This window comes from Oxalobacteraceae bacterium OTU3CAMAD1 (assembly GCA_024123915.1).
Taxonomy (GTDB): Bacteria; Pseudomonadota; Gammaproteobacteria; order Burkholderiales; family Burkholderiaceae_D; genus Rugamonas.
On the sequence record CP099650.1, the window covers coordinates 1161535 to 1180349 of the forward strand.

15 protein-coding genes are annotated in these 18815 nt (G+C 65.1%); 5 read left to right on the forward strand and 10 right to left on the reverse strand.

Annotated features, from left to right (window positions below; all coding sequences use genetic code 11):
* Positions 1-52 precede the first annotated feature (52 nt).
* Positions 53-1522: a S41 family peptidase gene (locus NHH88_04925; protein ID USX15145.1), complete on the reverse strand. Its 1470-nt coding sequence runs from the start codon at positions 1520-1522 to the stop codon at positions 53-55.
* A gap of 174 nt (positions 1523-1696) precedes the next feature.
* Between NHH88_04925 and NHH88_04930 the strand changes: the two genes are divergently transcribed.
* The gene (locus NHH88_04930; protein USX15146.1) at positions 1697-2107 is read left to right on the forward strand and encodes a RusA family crossover junction endodeoxyribonuclease; all 411 of its coding nucleotides are present in this window, start codon (positions 1697-1699) and stop codon (positions 2105-2107) included.
* A complete protein-coding gene (locus tag NHH88_04935) occupies positions 2104-2793 on the forward strand; it encodes a hypothetical protein (GenBank protein ID USX15147.1) in 690 nt (229 codons plus the stop codon). Before NHH88_04930 ends, NHH88_04935 begins: the two co-directional genes overlap by 4 nt.
* 21 nt (positions 2794-2814) lie before the next feature.
* Here the strand turns inward: NHH88_04935 and NHH88_04940 are convergent, their stop codons facing one another.
* The 5 genes from NHH88_04940 to NHH88_04960 all read right to left on the reverse strand — a co-directional run bounded on the left by NHH88_04940 (position 2815) and on the right by NHH88_04960 (position 10618).
* Positions 2815-3270: a nuclear transport factor 2 family protein gene (locus NHH88_04940; protein USX15148.1), complete on the reverse strand. Its 456-nt coding sequence runs from the start codon at positions 3268-3270 to the stop codon at positions 2815-2817.
* Positions 3267-4187, reverse strand: a complete 921-nt coding sequence (locus tag NHH88_04945; GenBank protein ID USX15149.1) for an S-adenosyl-l-methionine hydroxide adenosyltransferase family protein — start codon at positions 4185-4187, stop codon at positions 3267-3269. Before NHH88_04945 ends, NHH88_04940 begins: the two co-directional genes overlap by 4 nt.
* Before the next feature lie 24 nt (positions 4188-4211).
* Complete coding sequence (locus NHH88_04950) at positions 4212-6686, reverse strand: TonB-dependent receptor (GenBank protein ID USX15150.1); 2475 nt, start codon at positions 6684-6686, stop codon at positions 4212-4214.
* Positions 6687-6865: 179 nt separating this feature from the next.
* Positions 6866-8371, reverse strand: coding sequence for a DUF3369 domain-containing protein (locus tag NHH88_04955; protein USX15151.1), 1506 nt, complete (start codon positions 8369-8371; stop codon positions 6866-6868).
* A gap of 330 nt (positions 8372-8701) precedes the next feature.
* Entirely contained in the window at positions 8702-10618 is a 1917-nt protein-coding gene (locus NHH88_04960; GenBank protein ID USX15152.1) for a PhoX family protein, read from the reverse strand.
* Between the two features lie 266 nt (positions 10619-10884).
* Between NHH88_04960 and NHH88_04965 the strand changes: the two genes are divergently transcribed.
* Positions 10885-11379: a DUF3016 domain-containing protein gene (locus tag NHH88_04965; GenBank protein ID USX15153.1), complete on the forward strand. Its 495-nt coding sequence runs from the start codon at positions 10885-10887 to the stop codon at positions 11377-11379.
* Positions 11380-11431: 52 nt separating this feature from the next.
* Here the strand turns inward: NHH88_04965 and NHH88_04970 are convergent, their stop codons facing one another.
* The 4 genes from NHH88_04970 to NHH88_04985 form a co-directional block, all read right to left on the reverse strand.
* Positions 11432-11875: a thioesterase family protein gene (locus NHH88_04970; protein USX15154.1), complete on the reverse strand. Its 444-nt coding sequence runs from the start codon at positions 11873-11875 to the stop codon at positions 11432-11434.
* 8 nt (positions 11876-11883) lie between these two features.
* Entirely contained in the window at positions 11884-12585 is a 702-nt protein-coding gene (locus tag NHH88_04975; protein ID USX15155.1) for a dienelactone hydrolase family protein, read from the reverse strand.
* 85 nt (positions 12586-12670) lie between these two features.
* Positions 12671-16063 (reverse strand): polymer-forming cytoskeletal protein, encoded by a 3393-nt coding sequence (locus tag NHH88_04980; protein ID USX15156.1) that lies wholly within the window; start codon positions 16061-16063, stop codon positions 12671-12673.
* Between the two features lie 127 nt (positions 16064-16190).
* Positions 16191-17813, reverse strand: coding sequence for a M28 family peptidase (locus NHH88_04985; protein ID USX15157.1), 1623 nt, complete (start codon positions 17811-17813; stop codon positions 16191-16193).
* Positions 17814-18114: 301 nt separating this feature from the next.
* Here NHH88_04985 and NHH88_04990 point away from each other — a divergent pair, with 301 nt between their 5' ends.
* Positions 18115-18393 carry a hypothetical protein gene (locus tag NHH88_04990; GenBank protein USX15158.1) on the forward strand — a complete coding sequence of 93 codons (279 nt, stop codon included), beginning with the start codon at positions 18115-18117 and terminating at the stop codon, positions 18391-18393.
* Between the two features lie 64 nt (positions 18394-18457).
* On the forward strand, positions 18458-18745 hold the full coding sequence (locus tag NHH88_04995) for a hypothetical protein (GenBank protein USX15159.1): 288 nt from the start codon (positions 18458-18460) through the stop codon (positions 18743-18745).
* Positions 18746-18815: the final 70 nt, after the last annotated feature.

Here is an 18815-nt window from a genome sequence, read left to right on the forward strand (position 1 = left end):
CGGCGACCCGTGCATAGATTGCGGCGAGTCGGTCGGCGATTGGGGGCGTGGGTTAGTTCGTTTTGCTGGACTTCATGCGCGTCAGTGTGGCGTTCACCCATGTCATCAGCTTGTCGTCGTCGGCCATGTTGCCGTCGTAGCGTATCGTTGGTGCGAACGGTTCGCGCGTGGCCTGGAAGGCGGTGTAGATCGCCGACGGCACGAAGATTGCACCTTGTCCGCTGGGCAGCTCGTACCGGCCGATTTCGCCATACGGCGAGTAGCCGATCGTCGGTTCGCCCAGCAGCACCGTGTCGGACATGGACGAGATCTGCTGCACGAAATTCATGCAGGAGCTGAAGCAGCCGCGATCGATGATAGCGGCCACGCGCGGGCCGCCCGGCCGCCGGCGGACCTTGGCGGCGAGGGCTGTGGCGTCCTCCTTGCTGGTGTCGTCGACCCGCGCCATTGGTTCGCCTCTGGCGAGCGACGCCTCCAGTTTCAAGATGGCCTCTTCAAATGCAGCTTTCGAGGCGGCGAATTCCTTCTTGCTGGCAAATTGCCGATATTGGTCGATCGTGGCCTGGTCGGCGATCAGCGATTTGACGTAGGAGGCGGTGTTGCCCAGTTGCTCGCCGTATGCCTCGCCGTACAGCGCCTGCAAGGCGCGGTTGCCCCAGCTGGAGTCGCCGCCGCCGTTGCCGCGCAGGTCGAAGACGATCCAGCCGGTGGGCTTGAGCGCTGCCAGTTGTGGATACAGTGCGGTGTAGGCATCACCGGAAATGGCGCCGTTGAAGGTCGGCATGCCGACCCATTGCTTGTCGGCCGCCAGGCGGTACAGACCGACAGGCCGCGCTTTGGCCTTGTAGCTCTTGCGCACCGCGTCGATGCGCGCGTCGCCGATGCCGTTGGCCACCGCGCGCAGCGGCAACTCGTATTGGTGGGTGGAGCCGTCGGCTTGTTCTACCGCGCATTGCTTAGGCGTCCAGCCGAGGCCGGTGTCGAACATCGCCACGCGCGCCAGTTCGCTGGGCGTGGTCGCGTACTCGAGGCTGTGGTTGCTGAAGGGCGCGACATTGCTTTTGAGGTAGGTGCCGATCCAGACGTTGTCGCAGCTTTGCACGATGGCGCCGCGCGGCGGCAGCGCTTGCGGCCAGTTCGGCTCCGACCAGACGACGCGGAATTTGCCGTCGACGTGATCGAGCACGATGCCGGTCCAGGCTTTGGTCGTCAGATCGAGCCGGATGCCGGTATGCGGATCGCCGAAGCCGGCGATGAAGCGCACCAGCGCGCGCTTGTAGTCCTGCTCGGTTTTGGCGGCGGCCGCTTCCAGCATGCCGCTGCGCGCGCCGGCCTCCAGCGGCGCTGTGACGTCGATCTGGCCGCTGATGCTGCCCGCATGGCTGCTGCGTACCTTGTCGATGGCGAATTTCATGTCGGCCCGGGCGATGGCATTCCAGTCGGTGGCGCCGAAGCACGGCGCCGCGAACGCGGCGAACGCCAGGGGGAGGAGGCTGAGCTGGTGCTTCTTATGGACGGTCATGAATAGTGGCATCGAAAAATTTGAGTTGACAGGATAGTAACCTATGTCCAGCCGTTCGGTGCCAAGTGGGCTGTTCTGGGTGGGGCGCGATTCGCTTTGATGTGCATCAGTCGCGCTGTGTCTGGCGATGACAGACTATCAGTCCTGCCCAAGCGACCCAGTAAGGTAAGCAGCATGCCGCTCATCGTGGACTTTGTTTTGCCCAGCCGTCCGTTTTCATACCAGACGAAAGATGCGTCGCATCGAAGGGGGTGGAACGACTATATCTATGGCCGTGCGAGGCTTGCACGGCCGGCGCGCCCGTTGGTAAATTATCCGCTAAAATTCACCATGGTTTATCTGTACGAAGGTGCGCGGCCCGGCGACATCAATAATTTCGTCAAACCCGTGCAGGATGCGTTACGCGCCTTAATCTATGCCGACGATTCCATGATACGGGACGTATCGGCTCATATGCGGGTTGTCGATGTAAATGGCGCGAAGGATGGTTTGCCAGCTAAGTTGGCACATGCTATCGATACGGGACAAGTCTGTGTTTATGTGGCGATTTCCGACTCGCGCGAACTTGCCGAGGAGGTGAGATGAAAACTGTTCAAGAACTTCAAGCGTTGCGAGATCTTGCCGAGGAATATCAGCGGCTTGGCTACACCGTCGTAATCGAGCCGTCAGCAACTTTGATTCCGCCGTTCCTCGGTACCTACAAACCTGAGCTCCTGGCCACAAAAGATGATGAGCATATGCTCTTCGACGTAAAGTTGGAAGGTGCAAGGGACGTTGCAGAATTCTGGCGGATGGTAGCCGAGGTCAAACGACACGCCGGTTGGAAATTGACGGGCATCACCGTGCCGAACTTGGACCTGGAAGTGAATACCTCCGGCGTGTTAAGCGATCTCGACGTTGAAGGGCTGCGCCAACAGTTGCGCGAGATCGATCTGTTGTCTCGTGATCCCAAACTCCGTTCGGTTATTCTGCCCAAGCTCTGGGTGGTCTACATCGCCGCCTTAAGGTTGCTAGCGATTCAGGAAGGGTTTGATCGGGATGGTGACGCTGACTATAGCCGTCTGGTCCGAGCGCAAAGCAACGGTTTGATTTCCAACGCGGAATGTGAGGAAGGTCGCGCGTTGATGATCCTTCGCAATAGAGTTGTGACTGGCAGCGACGCGGTGGTCGCGCCCGAAGATTGTCTACAGCTACGTCAGATGATTCAGCGGGTGATCGATCAAATCGCGCCGGTCGAGGCGTCAGAGACCGTGCAACACGCCGAGGCTTGACGCCGCCGCATTACCCGGCGATCAGCCGTCAGCCGGGCTCGACCACACCTTCATCGTTTGCACCGCCAGCAGCTTGCACTGGCCGCCGACGTTGATGTAAGTACGCATGAACTGGTAGCGGTTGCTGCGCCAGGTCTTGCCGTCCGCGTTCCATTGCTCGACCGTGCTCAGGCCGCGCAGCACGACCGTGTCGCCGCCGACGTGGGCGTGGACGTCGCTGGTGGTACGCGACTTGTGCACGACGGCCGGTTTCTTCGAGCGCTCCAGTACCACCGCCTTGCCTTCGGTCTGCGACGCCAGGTTGTGCACCCAGACGTAGTCGTCCGCCAGCCACTGGTCGAGGAAGGCGACGTCGCCGACGCGCAGCGCTTCCTCGTACTGCCGGTCGCGCTCGATCAGCTCGGCGGTCGGCAGGCAGGGCGCGGCCGCCGCGCTCAACGACAGCGCCCAGGCCAGCGCCGGCAGGACCGTTTTCATTTCGACGGCACTTTGGTGATTTCCACTTCCCAGTCCACGCCCGATTCGATCTTGTGCTTGGCGGCGTAGTTGCCCTGGCTAATGGCGATGGCAACGTCCAGCAGGCTGTTGAGGTAGACCAGCGGCTTGCCCTTGGCGACGCCGCCGAAGGTGCGCTCGAACGGCGCGATCACCTTGTCGATCTGTTTGCCGTTGTGCAGGATGCGCACCTGCACTTGCTCATGCACGCCGACCTTCAATTCGTCGAACAGCGATTTCGGGATGTTGGTCCAGACGTTGCCGTATTTGACGTCGAGCACCGGGATGATGCCGCGAATGGTGTTGCCCTTGCGGACGGCCTTCTGGTACGGGATCTTGACCACCGATTCGCTCGGCAGCACCGGGCCGACCTGCTCGTAGGTGATGGCGCCCGAGGCCAGGCGCGCGCCGACGAAGGCGTAGACGTCGCGGCCGTGGAAGGTGTACGACTCGGCCGAGCCGGCCAGGCGGTTGACCTTTTCGTCGATCTCGCGCAGTTCGGCCACGCCGTCGCGCTCGGCGATCAGGGTGAACAGGCCGTTGTCGGGGCCGACGAAGTAGCGGCCTTCCTTGGTCTTCAACACCACCGACTTGCGGGCGGTGCCGACGCCGGGATCGATCACCGAAACGAACACGCTGCCCTTGGGCCAGTAGTTGGCGGTCTGGTACAGGCGGTAGGCGCCGAGCCAGATGTCGTAGTCGGGGATGTTGTGGGTCAGGTCGGACACCTGCAGGGTCGGGTCGACGCCGTAGGCAACGCCGTGCATCGCCGAGACGGCGCCGTCGGAGGTGCCGAAGTCGGTCATCAGCACCAGCGCGTTCTTGGCATCCGCCGCGTAGGCTTGCGCCGTGAGTAAAGCGCCGAGGCAGGCGGTGGCGAGCAGTTTGGAGAGCTTCATGTTTTTCCTGATTTAATTTTGAGCTTAGAAAGTGTAGCGCAGGCGGCCGTAGAAATAGGCGCCGTTGAGACCGATCGGATTAATAAAATTGTACGGCAGCGCGCCGCCATAGGTGGCGTTGTTGGTCTGGCGCACACGCTGCGGGTAGCGGTCGAGGATGTTGTCGCCGCCGACGGCCACCGTCAGCTGCTTGGTCAGCTTGTATTGCGCCTCCAGGTCCAGGGTCCAGACGGCGCCGAAGCGCTGGGCGTTGACGCCGTCGATGACTTCGGCGTCCTGGTCGTAGGAGAAGTCCTTGAGCGGGCCGAAACGCGTGGCCTTGGCTTGCAGGCTCCATTGCGCCGCCTGCCAGTCGGCGCTCAGCACCAGCTTGTTCTTGGGCGAGGCGTTGCGGATGCGGAACAGGCTCATGTCGGTCAACAAGGTCAGGTCCGGGTCGATCTGCGACAGCGCGGCGGAGCTTTGACGGGCCTTGTCGATGCGCGTCTTGTTCAGGTTGAGCGCCGCGTTCAGGTCGAGCTTGCCGCCCGCGAACGGCAGGTCGTGGTTGACGACCGCGTCGAAGCCGGTGGTGGTGGTGTCGAGCAGGTTGGCCAGGTAGGCCACCGACTGGATGTCGGTGCGGCCGATGCCGGCCAGGTAGGCGGTGGCGGCGTCGCTTTGCAGGTCGCTGGTGCGGGTGATGCGGTCGCGGATCTTGATGCGGTAGGCGTCCAGCGTGACACTGGTGTTGCGCCGTGGACGCCAGGCGGCGCCGATCGACAGGTTGGTGGACTTCTCCGGCTTGAGCGCCTCGGCGCCGAAGGCGCGCGCCAGCGGATCGCTGGCCGGCAGCAGCGAGGCTGTTTGCAGCGCGCTGCCGTCCTCGTTGAAGTTCAAGGTCGAGAAGCGGAAGCCGGTCTGCACCAGCGCCGGCGCGCGGAAGCTGTTCGACAGCGAGCCGCGCAGCAGGAAGCCGTCGCTCAGTTTGTAGCGCGCCGACAGCTTGCCGGTGCTGGCGGTGCCGAAGTCGCTGTAGTCCGAGTAGCGGGCGGCCGCGCCCAGCAGCAGGCGGCTGGTGATGTCGCTTTCGATGTCGGCGTAGACCGAGCGGATCGAGCGGCTGCCGTCGAACGCGTCCTGCGGGCGCAGGCCCGGGCCGGCTTGTGCGCCCGGCGGCGCGAAAGGCACTGTGCCGGCGGCGTACGAGGCCGGGTCGCCCGGCGAGCTTTGATAGCTCTCGCGCATGTACTCGACGCCCAGCGCCAGGTTGACCGGCGCGCCGATGCCCAGGTCCAGTTCGCGCGTGACGTCGGCGTTGACGGCGTTTTGCTTGAAGTCGAAGGTCGCCAGGTGGAAGCTGGTCGGGCTGGCCTCGCCCAGCGAGGCGTTGACCGAGTTGGACAGGTCGTAGTCGAACTTGTTGCCGCCGTGGCGGGCGCTCAGGTCCCAGTTCCAGGCGCCGCTGGCCAGGCGCAGGCCGGCGACGACGCTGGTGTCGGTCATGTCGCCGTTGGTGCTGGGACGGTAGCCGTTGGGGTAGATCGCCGGCACGTTGGACGGGTCGCCCGGATAGCGGAAGTAGGCGCTGCCGTCGGACTTGCGCTTGTTGACGGTGGCGAACGAATAGGCGTCGACGCCGGCGCCCAGCGGCACCAGCGCGTTGTAGAACAGGTAGTGGTTTTTCTGCTGCGAGTCACCGGATTTGAACACCACCTGGCCGTCGAGCGCCAGGTCTTGCGGCGTCGAGTTCCACGAGGTCCAGCCGGCGTCGCTGCGGCCGGCGCGGTTGGTCGGGTTGCGGTCGCGCGTTTCGGCGCCGAAGCGCACGAAGCCGGCGTCGCCGACGGGCACGCCGTAGTCGGCGCTGACGATCTTGGTCTGGCCGTCGGTCTTGGTGTCGTTGGTCGGTTTGAAGTCGGTGTGGTTGGCGCCGTAGCTGACCGAGGCCGAGCCGCCGCTGCGGGCTTTCTTCAGCACGATGTTGATGACGCCGGCGACGGCGTCGCTGCCGTACTGGGCGCCGGCGCCGTCGCGCAGGATTTCGATGTGGTCGATGGCGGCGGGCGGAATGGCGTTGACGTCGACCGGCACGGTGCCGGCGAAGCTGCTTTCGGTGTCGAGCACGGCGCTGGCGTGGCGGCGTTTGCCGTTGATCAGCACCAGCACCTGGTCGGGGGCGAGGCCGCGCAGCTGGATGCCACGCACGGAGTCGGAGGCGCCGCTCGATTCGATGCGCGGGAAGTTGATCGACGGCGACAGGTTTTGCAGGGCCGCGCCAAGGTCGCCGCTGGCGAGGGCGTTCTCCACCTCGCGCTGGCCGAAGCGGTCGATCGGGACGGCGCTGTCGAACACGGTGCGGTTGCGGGCGCGCGAGCCGACCACGGTGACCTGGTCGATGGCGGCGGTTTCGCCGGTGGTCGTTTGCTGCGCCTGGGCGGCGGGCAGCGACGACAGCAACAGCGCGCAGGCGATGACGCTGCGGCGCAGGGGCAATTGGGGGAGGGTGTGGCGCGGCATGACGGATTCCTTGCTTGGTCTGGACCAGTATCTTACGAGCAAGGAATTCCTTCTAACAACAACCGATTGCAAATATGCTTATGTTGAAACCCGCACGGCCATGCGGGGTCGTACCCCGTACGGGGTACGACCCCTAAGCGGTGACGCATGCGTATCGCCAAAAGCGGGCGGGGTTGGGTTTAGTCGGGGAAGCGTTCGTTGATGGCGACGGCTTTGTCGATGTTTTGCACCAGCAGGTCGACATACACCGGGTCGAGGTGCTGGCCGGCCACCTCGCGCAGGTGCTCGACCACCTTGTCGATCGGCCAGGCGTCCTTGTAGCAGCGCTTGTGCATCAGCGCGTCGAAGACGTCGGCGACGGCGACGATGCGCGCGTACAGGTGGATGTCGTGTCCCTTGAGGCCCTGCGGATAGCCGCTGCCGTCGAATTTCTCGTGGTGCTGGTGGGCGATGACCGCCGCCGCCTTGAGGATCGGACGCTGCGAGCCGTCCAGGATCGACAGGCCGACCGTCGGGTGCTGCTTCATGATTTCCCATTCGGCCGCGTCGAGCTTGCCCGGCTTGAGCAGCACCGCGTCCGGCGTGGCGATCTTGCCGATGTCGTGCATCGGCGCGGCGTGGCGCAGCACGGCCGTCTCGTCCTCCGGCATGCCGGCGGCGGTGGCCAGCAGGTGGCACACCTCGGCCATGCGGCGCACGTGGTTGCCGGCCTCGTTGGAGCGCGATTCGACGACGTCGCCCAGGCGCAGGATCAGTTCGGCCTGGGTGTCGGTGATCTCCTGCGTCAGCAGGATGTTGTCGAAGGCGATGGCGACGCCGGAGCAGAACACCTCCAGCAGTTTGGTGTCGATCTCGGAGATTTCCTCCACACCCTTGAGGATCAGCAGCGAGGCTTTGCCGCTGTTGTTGGGGAAGTAACCGATATACGTGTCGCCCTCGACGCGCGAGATCTTGTTGCTTTTGGCCTCGTCGAGCTGGGCCAGCACCTCGGCGCTGAGCAGGGTGCCCTCGTCGTCGCCGATCTGGGCCAGCACCTCATATTCCTGTTCGCCGCCGAAGGCGGTGGCGCCCCGCAGGCGCAGCAGCATGCTGTGTTCGAGGCGCAACAACGCGACCACTTGCTGCAGCAGGCCGTTGGCAAAGTCCTTGAGGTTGCGTTGCTGGAAGATGTGGGCCGAGGCGGCGATCACCCGTTCCAGGCCTTCGCGGTAGTTGGCTTGCGAGCGGCGGGCTTCCTCGACCTTCATGATGTCGCGGTAGGCGCGCAACGCGGCGAAGGTGGTGGTGAACAGCTTCGTGCGGTCGAGCTCGGTTTTTTCTTTGTAGTCGTTGATGTCGTAGTTGACGATCACCCGTTCCTCGGGCGCCTGGCCGGGCTGGCCGGTGCGCAGCACGATGCGGGTGAACTGGTTGTCGAGGTCCTGGCGCATCCAGCGCGCCACTTCAAGGCCGCTGTCCTCCTTTTCCATCACCACGTCGAGGAACACCAGCGCGATGTCGGTTTCGCGCGACAGCACTTCCTTGGCTTCGGCGCCGCTGTAGGCGTGTACGAAGCTCAGCGCGCGGCCGTCGAGGCGGAAGCGGCTCAAGGTCAGCTTGGTGATGTCGTGGATGTCCGGTTCGTCATCGACCAACAGAACTTTCCACGGTGCTAACTTGGGCGAAGCAGATGACAAAAAGGACATAGGGGAACGTTCCGCTAAATGACGTATGGATTAATTTTCGATTGTAGTCGTGTCCAACGCCATTAACAACAAGCAATAAAATTTCCTGTTGCTTTGCACAACACTATGGGGCCGGACGGGTGTGGTGTTAGTTTTACGTAACACTACGTATGAGCTAAACAATACTTTGAATCGGGCAATATTGCTATCCCGAAGTGAAATATTTTGATGGGGAGGGAGAGTTGGACCCGCGTGCGTTGCCAAGACGCTTGCGTCGCCACAATGGGGTCGTACCCGTTGGGTACGACGGGGACGCCGAGTCCCCGCCTGGCCGTGCGGGTCGGGCGGCGATCAGCCCAGGGTCGGCAAACCGGTCAGGTAACCGACCGCCGCGCCGAAACGGTCGCGGTAATTGGCGCGGATCAGCGGGTCCAACGTGGCCTGCACCTTGCCGTGCAGCGCCGCTTCCCAGTCGCCCGGGTGCTGGAAGTTGCTCATGATATAGGCGAAACCGTTGATGTCGTCCACCGCGTGCAAGCCGGTCGACTCCGCCCCCGACGGCGCCGACAACAGCCGCGTCAAGGCCTTGGTGTCGACGTTGTACGCCCACAGGAAGTTGTTGACGTGCAGGCCGCTGTCCTCGCCGATGAACAAGGTGCGCAGCTTTTCCGAGAACTTGATGTTGTCCGGGTTGGCGATCTTGTCCGGATCTGCCAGGTTGCCCAGCGCGTCGGCGGACGGCAAATCCTCTCCCACCAGCATGGCGGCCATGTCGACCGGCACCCAGGCGCTGTCGATGGCGGCGCCGGTGTCGTCGACCTGGCCGGCCTTGAGATTGAGCGCGTAGACCGCGCCGGCGTTCGGCCCTTTGACCGCGATGCCGCCCGAGCCGTTTTTCATCGCGGCCTGGATGTAGCTCATCGCGCTGTAGGCGATCTTGTCCTTGACGTTGACGGTGGTGCCCTCCAGCTTGGTGAAGCCCAGGCTGCCGCCCTTGAAGGCGGCGTAGCGGTGGGTCTCGAGGAAGGCGGCCGCCTTGTCCATGCCGGGCGCGAGCTTGATCCAGTTGGTCTTGCCGCTGTACGGGATTTTTGTATAGCCGGCGTCGGCCGGGTCGGTGGTTTTGACGGTGAGGATGTCGGCCGCCTTGAGCCTGTCGGCCAGCGCCTTGATCTCGGCGCTGGTGGCATGGCCCAGCTTGATCCATTGGAGGTCGGCCGAGCCGCCGTTGTCGGCGGTTTTCTGCAGCCACTTGGCGACGTACAGGGTGCCGCTCGACAGGTCGCGCGCGCGGTCGGCGACGAACATGAACAGGCCGCCGTTGGTGGCGTCGTCGCCCATCAGCGCGGTGCGCTCGTCGGGCATGACCTGCACCAGCTCGTGCGAGATGCGGCCCATGCAGTAGTGCTTCTTGACGCTGCCCGTGCCGTCCGGATTGACGGTGACCTCCGGCATGTGGCCGTAGTGGTAGGGATTGGCCTTGCCGGCGTCGCCGTACAGGTTGGCGCTGAAGCTGGCGAACTGGCCGTTGCCGACGATGGCGGCGGCGTCCGGCTCGTATTCCTCGCTCGACAGGTGGGTGTTCCACGGCGAGCGGCTGGCGCCGCAGGTGATCCACAGGCCGTGGACGCCGCTGGTGTCGACGTTGTGGTATTTCACCAGGGTCAGCGCGCCGGTGCGCTGGTCCTGGTCGAGGGTCAGCACCGCGATAGGCGACGGCAGCATGCCGTACATTGTCTCGCCCTTGACGTTGCGGGTCGTGTATTCGAACTGGACGACGGCGAACACGGTGTTGCCCTTGACGCCGGCAACGGTCGGCGCGTCGAGCTTGAGCAGCGAGGTGCCGTCCGGGCAGTCGGAGAAGAAGTGGCGCCGGCCGGCGTCGCTGTTGTCGAGGATGGGCCGGTTGTGGATGTCGTAGTAGCCGCCGGCCAGCACGGTGCCGCCATTGCCGTCGGCGACCATGGCGCCGGTGATGAAGAAGGGCTGGTAGGCCAGCTTGTAGGTTTGCGTCTTGCCGTCCGCGTAGGTCGCGCTGAGCGAGGAGGCGACCGTGGTGGCGGCCATCCGGGCCGGGTCGGCCAGGGTGGGCGCGGCCATGCCGGTGAAGGTGACCGACATCAGCTTGGGCGCGGCGGTGGCCGTCCCGTTGGCCGCGCAGGCGGTCAGCAGGGTGGCGGCCAGGCTGCCGGTGGCCAGCGGCAGCAGCGGCGCGCCGGCCAGCAGTTGCACCAGGCGGCGGCGGGATGGGTCAGGGGACGCGGTCATAGTAATCCTGTTTCTATTGGGGGCCGTTCCATGCGCCGGCGGCGGCGCGGCGGCATGCGAGGCGGCGGCGTTGCCTCGACGGCGGCCATCTTAGCGGCCGCTTGTGACAGGGGCGTGACAGGGGCGTGACCGGCAAGTCACGGGCATGTTGCGCCGAAAGACGGCATTGGTAACAAATCGATTCAGGCCGGGCGGGGGCGCGTAAAAAGGACTATATTATTTAGCATTGGAAGTATCCCGCATGAACCCCGTGAAGGAGTAGCAAAATGCGCCTGATGACCAAACCCTTGCTGGCCGCCGCCGTAGCGCTGCTGGCCAGCGGCGCCGCGTGGGCGGACGTGAGCGTCACCTTCGTCAAGCCGGAGGAATTTATCGACATGCCGCGCAGCCCGATCGAGCGCGAGCGCCTGCAAAAGGATTTCGCCCAGTATTTCGCCTCGCTCAACAAGCAATTGCCGGCCGGCCAGAACCTCAAGATCGAGGTGCTCGACATCGACCTGGCCGGACAGCTGTGGCCGCGCCGCAGCGGCGGCGAGGATATCCGCATCATGCGGGGCGGCGCCGACTGGCCGCGCATGCACCTGCGCTACACGCTGGAGGAGAACGGCCAGGTGCTGCGCAGCGGCGACGACGAGCTGTCGAACATGATGTACCAGCAGCGCATGAGCCGCCATTCGGACAGCGACCCGCTGCGCTACGAGAAGCAGATGATCGACGAGTGGTTCGGCAAGACCATCGTGCCGAAGGTGGCCAGCCGCTGATCGGCTGAACCACGGCTGAACCGCGGCCGATCCACAGCCGAACCACCGCCCGTCAGCCCGGTTGGGCGGCCTTGGGGAAGTGGGCCAGGAAAGCCTTCGGCATCGTCGCGACCTGGCCGCTCTGGAAGTTGAAGAACACGAAGCCGTACTTGGCCATGGCGATCAGCTTGCCGTCGGCCGGACGTGTGACGCGGAAGATCAGGTCGCCGCCGTAGCGGTTGAAGTCCATCACCCCCACCTCGAACAACAGCAGGTCGCGCGCGTGCGCCTCGGCCTTGAACATCGTCGCCAGGTCGGTGACGATGGTGCCCAGGCCGTCGGCGTCGATCTCCGGCGCGCCGTAGTGCGCCAGGAACAGCGCGCGCGCCTCGGACAGCATCGAGACCATCGAATCGTTGCCCAGGTGGTTGGCGGCGTTGATGTCGGTGCTGCGCACCGTCATCCGGGTCTCGAAATAATACTGGTCGTCGGGGAAGTCCAGGGTCAGGCGTGCCATGGCGCCCCTTACAGTTGTTCGCCGAGGAACACCAGCGTGTGGCCGTGCGCCTGGGCGGCGGCGCGCTGCTGGTAGCTGTCGCGGTGGTTGCAGTTAAAGCCGTGTTCGGCGCCCTCGTAGACGTGGATCTCGACCTGGTCGTTGCTGTCGAAGCGCTCGGCGATGCTTTTGACGGCCTCGGCCGGGATGTGGCTGTCGGCGCCGCCGAAGTGCATCAGCATGGGCGCGGTGATCTGGTCGGCGCGTTCGAGCGAATTCTGGATGCCGCCGCCGTAGTAGCACACGCCGGCGTCGACCAGGCCGTTGGCCAGGGTGTGGTAGGACAGCTTGCCGCCGAAGCAAAAGCCCATCGAGGCGACCTTCTGGGCGCCGACGGCGTCGAGCGCGCGCAGCACCTTGACGGTGGCGGCGATGTCGGCCTGGGCCTTGTCGACGTCGGTGGCGTTCATCAGTTCGACGGCGCGCTTCCAGCCGTCGCCGTCGTAGGCCAGTTCGATGTGGGCGCCCTCGCGCCAGAACAGGTCCGGCGCCAGCACAACGTAGCCGTCTGCGGCGTACTGGTCGGCGACGTTGCGGATGTGCTGGTTGACGCCGAAGATTTCCTGCAGCAACACGATGCCGGGTCCCTTGCCGGAGCGCGGCAGTGAGAGGTAGGCTTCAAACTTGCCGTCGGCGGTGGCGACGTCGATCCACTTCGAATTGGTTTCCATGGCGTTCCTTGTAGGGGCAGAAAGCGGCCATCGTACCTTGTTTCGCGCGCGCTTGCAGCGCGCGTCCGGCCGTAGCGGGTTGCCTCTAGTACACCTCGCGCCGGTAGACCACCGGGCCGGAACGGTAGATGCCGAAGGTGGCGCGGCCGACGCTGCTGGGAAGGTAGTAGATCAGCGATCCCAGCGAGACGTCCGCGGAGCCGATCGCCGTCGGCGCCGGCACCGGCGGCGCCACGCGGAAGGTGCCCTTGCCGTTCTTGAGTTCGAGTGTGGCCGGCGCGGCGGCCTTCATCGCCGGGCAGCGGCCGACCATGCCCGCGAGGCAATTGTCGAATTTGATGGCGCTGCCGATCGCCATGCTGGCAACCTGCACCTGCGGATTGAACACGTAGCCGACCGGCATGTAGTACTGGGCGGTGGCGTCGACCGGCACGGTGCCGGTGGGAGAGCCGTAGGTGTTGGCGATCAGCAGGCGGCCACTTACCACGGTCAGCGGCGCCTCGGTCGAGACGATCTGGGGGGCGGGGAGCGGCGGCGAGGGGCGTTTGGAGCTGACGCCGTCGGCGTCCACGGCGCGAATATACGTCGTCACCGGTAATACGTCCTTGGTACTGAAGATGAAGCGGGGCATGTTGTCGACCGGCGCGGTCAGTTTGCCGACACCCTTGTCAAAAAAGAAATTGGAGGCGATGGCGCCGGGCAGCTCGCCGTTGGCCTTGATCCATTCGAGCTGGCCGCCCGGTGTGGCGTCGATACCGCCGGCCTTCGTCAGCGCCGACAGCGCCACCGCGCCGGCGTAGGCGCCGGTGTGGTTGAGCGTGAGCGCCTTTGGCGTCGCGCCGTTGTAGGCCAGCACCTTGACGAAGAACGGCTGGCCGGAATGGACGAAGCTGGTCGTGGCGGGGCCGCAGGGGCGGGTGGCGTCGCTCAGGCCGGCGCAGCTCATGCTGCGGCCTTCGGCCGGGATGGCCGGCAAGGCGGGGGACGCGGCGACCTCCGCGTTGGTCATCAGCACGGTGTCGAAATGGTCGGGGACGAAGCGGGTCACGTTCTGCGCGCCGCCGGTTTTGAAGGCCGGATCGACATGTCCCATGTAATAGCCGGTGGGGTTGAACAAGGTCACGCCCAGCTTGATCGCGCCGGTGTCGCTGAAGCTCCACAGGCCGCCCGCGGCGGCGTCCTCACTGGCGTACACGCCGCCGCTGACGGGCTTGAACTTGCCGGCTGTGATGGCGCCGTATTGGCGCGCGGGGTCCGGGTCGCCCTTGCCGTCCAGATTGTTGATGCCGGAGGTGATCGTGATGCCCTCGGCCGCGGTCTCCTTGCCGAAGTTGGTGGTCACCCTCGGCGGCGTTTCGGCGTTGACGGCGCTGATCTTGACGGTAAAGCCCTCGCTGGCCCGGGCGAACACGGCGCCGGCCGCCAGATTGTTGGTGCTGACCTTGGTGACCGTGCCGACCGCCTCGATCAGGAAGGCCTTGGGCGCGGCGATGAAGCTGTCGCTGCCGATGGCGTTGAAGCCGGCGCCGCCGCCGGTGTAGCTGGCCTTGAGGTTGACCTTGCCCACCTCGGCGTACTGCAGCGGCGCGACGGCGACGCCGTCCTTGTCGAACGTAAGCGGCACGGCGACGGCGGCCTTGCGGCAGTCGAGGCTGGAATTGCCGACCTTGACGTTGACGTCGGCGGCCTTGTCGGCGACCGGGCTGTCGAACTCGCAAGACAGGTCGATGTTGACCGTCTGGCTGGCCACCAGCGGCACGCAGTTCTGGTTTTGCGCGGTGGCCTTGAGCGCCTGGATGGTGACGGTGGCGCCGCTGGCCATCGACACGTGGTCGCTGGCGACGAGCTGCAGGCCGGTGGTGCCGAAATTCATGTCGCACTGGCGATTCGGGTCGCTCGTGCTGGTGTTGACGCAGGTATGGGCGTTGAGCGCGCCGGTGGCCGACAAGGTGGCGGTGCCGGCCTTGGTCTGCTCGACGGTGGCGCTGGTGGTCTCGCCGCCGCTGAAGTTGAACGACTTGCCGCCGGGCTGCAGGGTGACGGTGGCGGTGCCGTTGTAGTGGGGGAGGGTGCAGGCGGTGTTGGCGCAGGCGGTGACGGTGACCGGCTGCGGCTGGCACGTCAGGGCGTTGCCGGGTTGGGTGATGCGGAAATGGTGCACGCCCGACGGCGGCGGGGCGGCGCCGCAGACGGGCTGGTAGTTGGGATCGGCCTTGGTGACGCAGCTGCACTTGACGGCGCCGGGGCCGGTGCAGGTGATGGTCTTGCTGACGGTGGCGCCCCAGTCGAGGAAGATGGCGTTGACGGCGACGTTGCCGTTGAGATTGTCGCCCGAGGCGTGGGTGGTGACGTTGCGCGCGACGATGTCGCCGTTGACGGTGGCGCCCGAGCCGATGTCGATGTCGCCCTTCATCGTGACGTTGCCGTTGACGACGACGTTGGACGCGGCGATCGTCAGGGTGGTGCCGGTGATATTGCCGTTGACGGTGTTGCCGCTGCTGATGGTGAGCGAGGTGCTGGCGTTGATGTCGCCCTTGATGGTGACGCCGGAGGCGTTGAGCTCGACCTTGGGCGAGTCGATCTTGCCTGTGACGCTGCCGCCGCTGCCGACCACCAGCGAGGTGGTGGCGGTGATGTTGCCAGTGACGACCGCGTTGGCGGCGCTGAGTTCGACCGTGGCGGCGTTGATGTCGCCGACCAGCGTGCCGCCCGAGGCCAGGGTGAAGGACGAGGCGACGATGTTGCCGGTGATGCTGGAGCCGGAGCCGGTGGTGACGGCGCCGCTGCGCCCGCCGTTGACGCCGGCGATGCCGGTGATGCCGCCCTTGATGATGTTGTTCGAGCCCAGGCTGACGGTGCCGCTGGCGGTGATGCCGCCGTCGATCCGCAGGCTGGGGCCGGCCGTCACCGTCGCCGCCGACAGCGTGCCGGTGATGGTGGTGCTCGAGCCTAGGTCGGCCTGGCCGCTGACGGTGACGTCGCCGTTGATGCGGGTCGACGGCCCGCCGGTGGCGATGGCGACGGCGACGACGTCGGCGCTCACGGTCTGGTCGTTCGAGCCGAGGCGGAAGGTGCCGCCGGTGGACAGGGTGCCGCCGGCCACCTGCGTGTTATTGGTCTGCAGGCCGCGCAGATCGAGGTCGCCGCTGGCGCGCAGCACGGCGCTGCCGCTCATCTTGAGCACCTGGAAATAGGTGAAGGAGACGGCGCTGGAGACCTGCACCGTGTAGCCGTTGCCGATGGTGATGTCGTTGGCCTGCGACAAGGTGGGGCAGGTGTAGGTGTTGCCCGCGCGCGTGCAGCCGGCCACGTTGCCGCCGTTGAAGTGGTCCTGGGCGGCGTGGGCCGGGCCGGCCGGCAGCCACAGCAGGAAGATCAATAGCGGGGCCAACAGCGGCGCCATGGCGGCGGCGGCGCCAGCGCGCCGGAGCGCGGGCGTCGTGAGTAAAACGACAAGCCTGAAGAAATTGAAAGTCATACGCCACCCGAACATGCCTGTCAGCATTATAGGCCGTTTCGGGTGTTGCTCTGTGGCATATATCAGACGCCGGCCGGGTGGATCGGCCTGCTGGCCGGCGTCGTGGCGCGCCCTCGTTAGCGCATGGTTAACGCTTGACCTTGCCGAACGCGTCGCCGGCCTTCCAGGTCTGCATGGCCGGGGCGTTGGCCACCGCGTAGCCCAGGTTGAGCGTGAATTGCGCCTGCTGCACCATGCCCGACAAATCCCACTCTGGGCGGTACTCGTCGGTGACCTGGTGGTAGTCCTTCTTGAAAGCGACCAGTTTGGCGCGCGACGGCTCGAGGTCCTTGACGAAGGTGAAGTGGCCGTCGCCGGAGAACACCGCCGAGCCGACGTTGAAGGCCGGCACGCCGGCCTTGGCGAAATTGAAATGGTCGGCGCGGAAGAAGGCGCCCGACAGGTCGGGGATGGCCGGCGCCAGGGTCAGGCCCATCTTTTTGGCGACGGCGCCGGCAGCATCGTACAGGCTGCTGCGTTCGGCGCCGGCGACGCCGATGTCGCTGGTCTTGCCGACGAAATTCATGCTGTCGAGGTTGAGGTCGGCGGTGGTCTTGTCGAGCGGCCAGGCCGGGTTTTGCACGTAGGCGGCGCTGCCCAGCAGGCCCTGCTCCTCGGCAGCCGGCCACAGGAAGATCTGCGTGCGCTTGGCCGGATGCTTGACCGCCTCGGCGGCCATCACCAGCAGCGCGGCGGTGCCGGACGCGTTGTCGATGGCGCCGTTGTAGGTGTGGTCGGTCTTGTCGTCGCGGCGCACGCCCTCGTCCATGCCCATGTGGTCCCAGTGGGCCGAGTAGATCACCGCCTGTTCCTTCAGTTTGGCGTCGGTGCCGGGCACGATGCCGGCCACGTTGAACTGTTCGATCTGGCGCACGGCGCTGCGCACCTCGGCGTGGACCTTGATTTTCAGGTCGACCGGCGTGAAGTCGCGCCGTTCGGCCTTGGCGCGCAGGTCGTCCAGATCGAAGCCGGCGGCGGCGAACAGCGCGCGCGCGGTGTCCTCCTGCAGCCAGCCTTCGACCGGGTTGCCCTTGCCGGCCAGGTGGAAGCGCTCGTGGCTAAAGCCGTTGGCCGGCACGCTCCATGGGTAGGAAGCCGACGGCGTGGTGTGGATCAGCAGCGCGCCGGCCGCGCCGCGCCGCACCGCCTCTTCGAACTTGTACAGCCAGCGGCCGTAGTAGGTGTAGGCCTTGCCGGCGAAGCGGTTGGGCTCCTCGGCCGTCGGCTGCGGGTCGTTGACCATCATGACGAGGATCTTGCCCTTCATGTCGACGCCCTTGTAGTCGTCCCAGTTCTCTTCCGGCGCGCTGGCGCCGTAGCCGACGAACACCAGCGGCGCGTCGACGGTGACGTCCTGTTTGCCGCTCATGGTGCCGAAGACGATCTCGGTGCCGGTCTTGGGGGCGATGGTCTTGCCGCCGGCGTCGAAGCGCACCAGGCTCCCGGGCAGCAGCTTGGTGCCCTCGATCTTGACGGACTGCCGGTAGCCGCCGCCGGCCAGCGGTTTGAGGCCTATGATGGCGGCCTGCGTCTCCAGATAGCGCACCGTCAGGTCGCCGCCGCGCTGGCCGGTGCCGCGCCCTTCGAACAGGTCGTCGGCCAGGAAGGACAGGTGGGCGCGCAGCGGCGCCTCGGCGATGACGGGCGGTTGGGTTTGGGCTTGGGCCTGAAAGGCGATACCGGCGGCTAGCGCTAACACTGTAAGACGCATGTTGACTCCATAGATGTCTGAATCACGTAGGGCGGATTAGCGCGCAGCGCGTAATCCGCCATGCATGCGTTTCGACGGCGCGTGCATTGGCGGATTACGGCGTTCCACCTAATCCGCCCTACGTGGAAATAAGGTTTTTTGCGGACGCGGGCCATCTTACTGGATTTTCGACCGTTTGTAAGCGAGTGTAAGAGTCGGTAAGAGGTTGTAAGGGCGGTCAACTCATCGGTCGTGCGGCCCGTTTTCTGCTCATGCGACACGGGATGGTCCCGCTGCCCAAACCAGAAAAAGGAAACACATCATGACCAAAATTATCGCTTCCCTGATCGCCGGCCTGTTCGCCACCGCAGCATTCGCCCAAACGCCAGCCGCCGCGCCAGCCACGCCTGAGACCAAACCAGCCGTCGCCGCCGAAGCGAAGACCACGACCAAGACCGAAGTGAAGAGCGAAGTCAAAACCGACAAGCACGGCGCCCACAAGGTCAAGACGGTCAAGGAAACCAAAGAATCCAAAGTCGCAGCCCCCGCCACCGAGACGGTGACGAAGGTTGAAACGAAAGAAGTAGCAGTGAAGAAGTAAAAAAAAGGGTCAGTTTTACTAAAATAATTTAAATAATTTATACCGTTTTAAAAGGACTTATATCATGAAGAAGATTATCGCTACCTTGGCCGTCACCTTGTTCGCCGGCGCTGCTTTCGCCCAGGCCCCTGCAACGCCGGCAACCCCGGCGACGCCGGCGGCACCTGCAACGGCAACCGCCGCGACGCCGGCCGCACCAGCGGCGCCGCATGAGCACACCGCCGCGAAGAAAACGCATCACAAGAAGGCCAAGGCTGAAAAAGAAGCCAAGCCTGCAGCTGCGGAGCCGGCGACACCAGCAACCCCGGCAACTCCGGCAACCCCGGCAACCCCGGCAACGCCAGCCAAGTAATCAAGTCGTAGGCTTCACCAGCTAGCGCATGACGTGCCGCCCCGGACCTTTGGCCTGGGCGGCGCAAGAA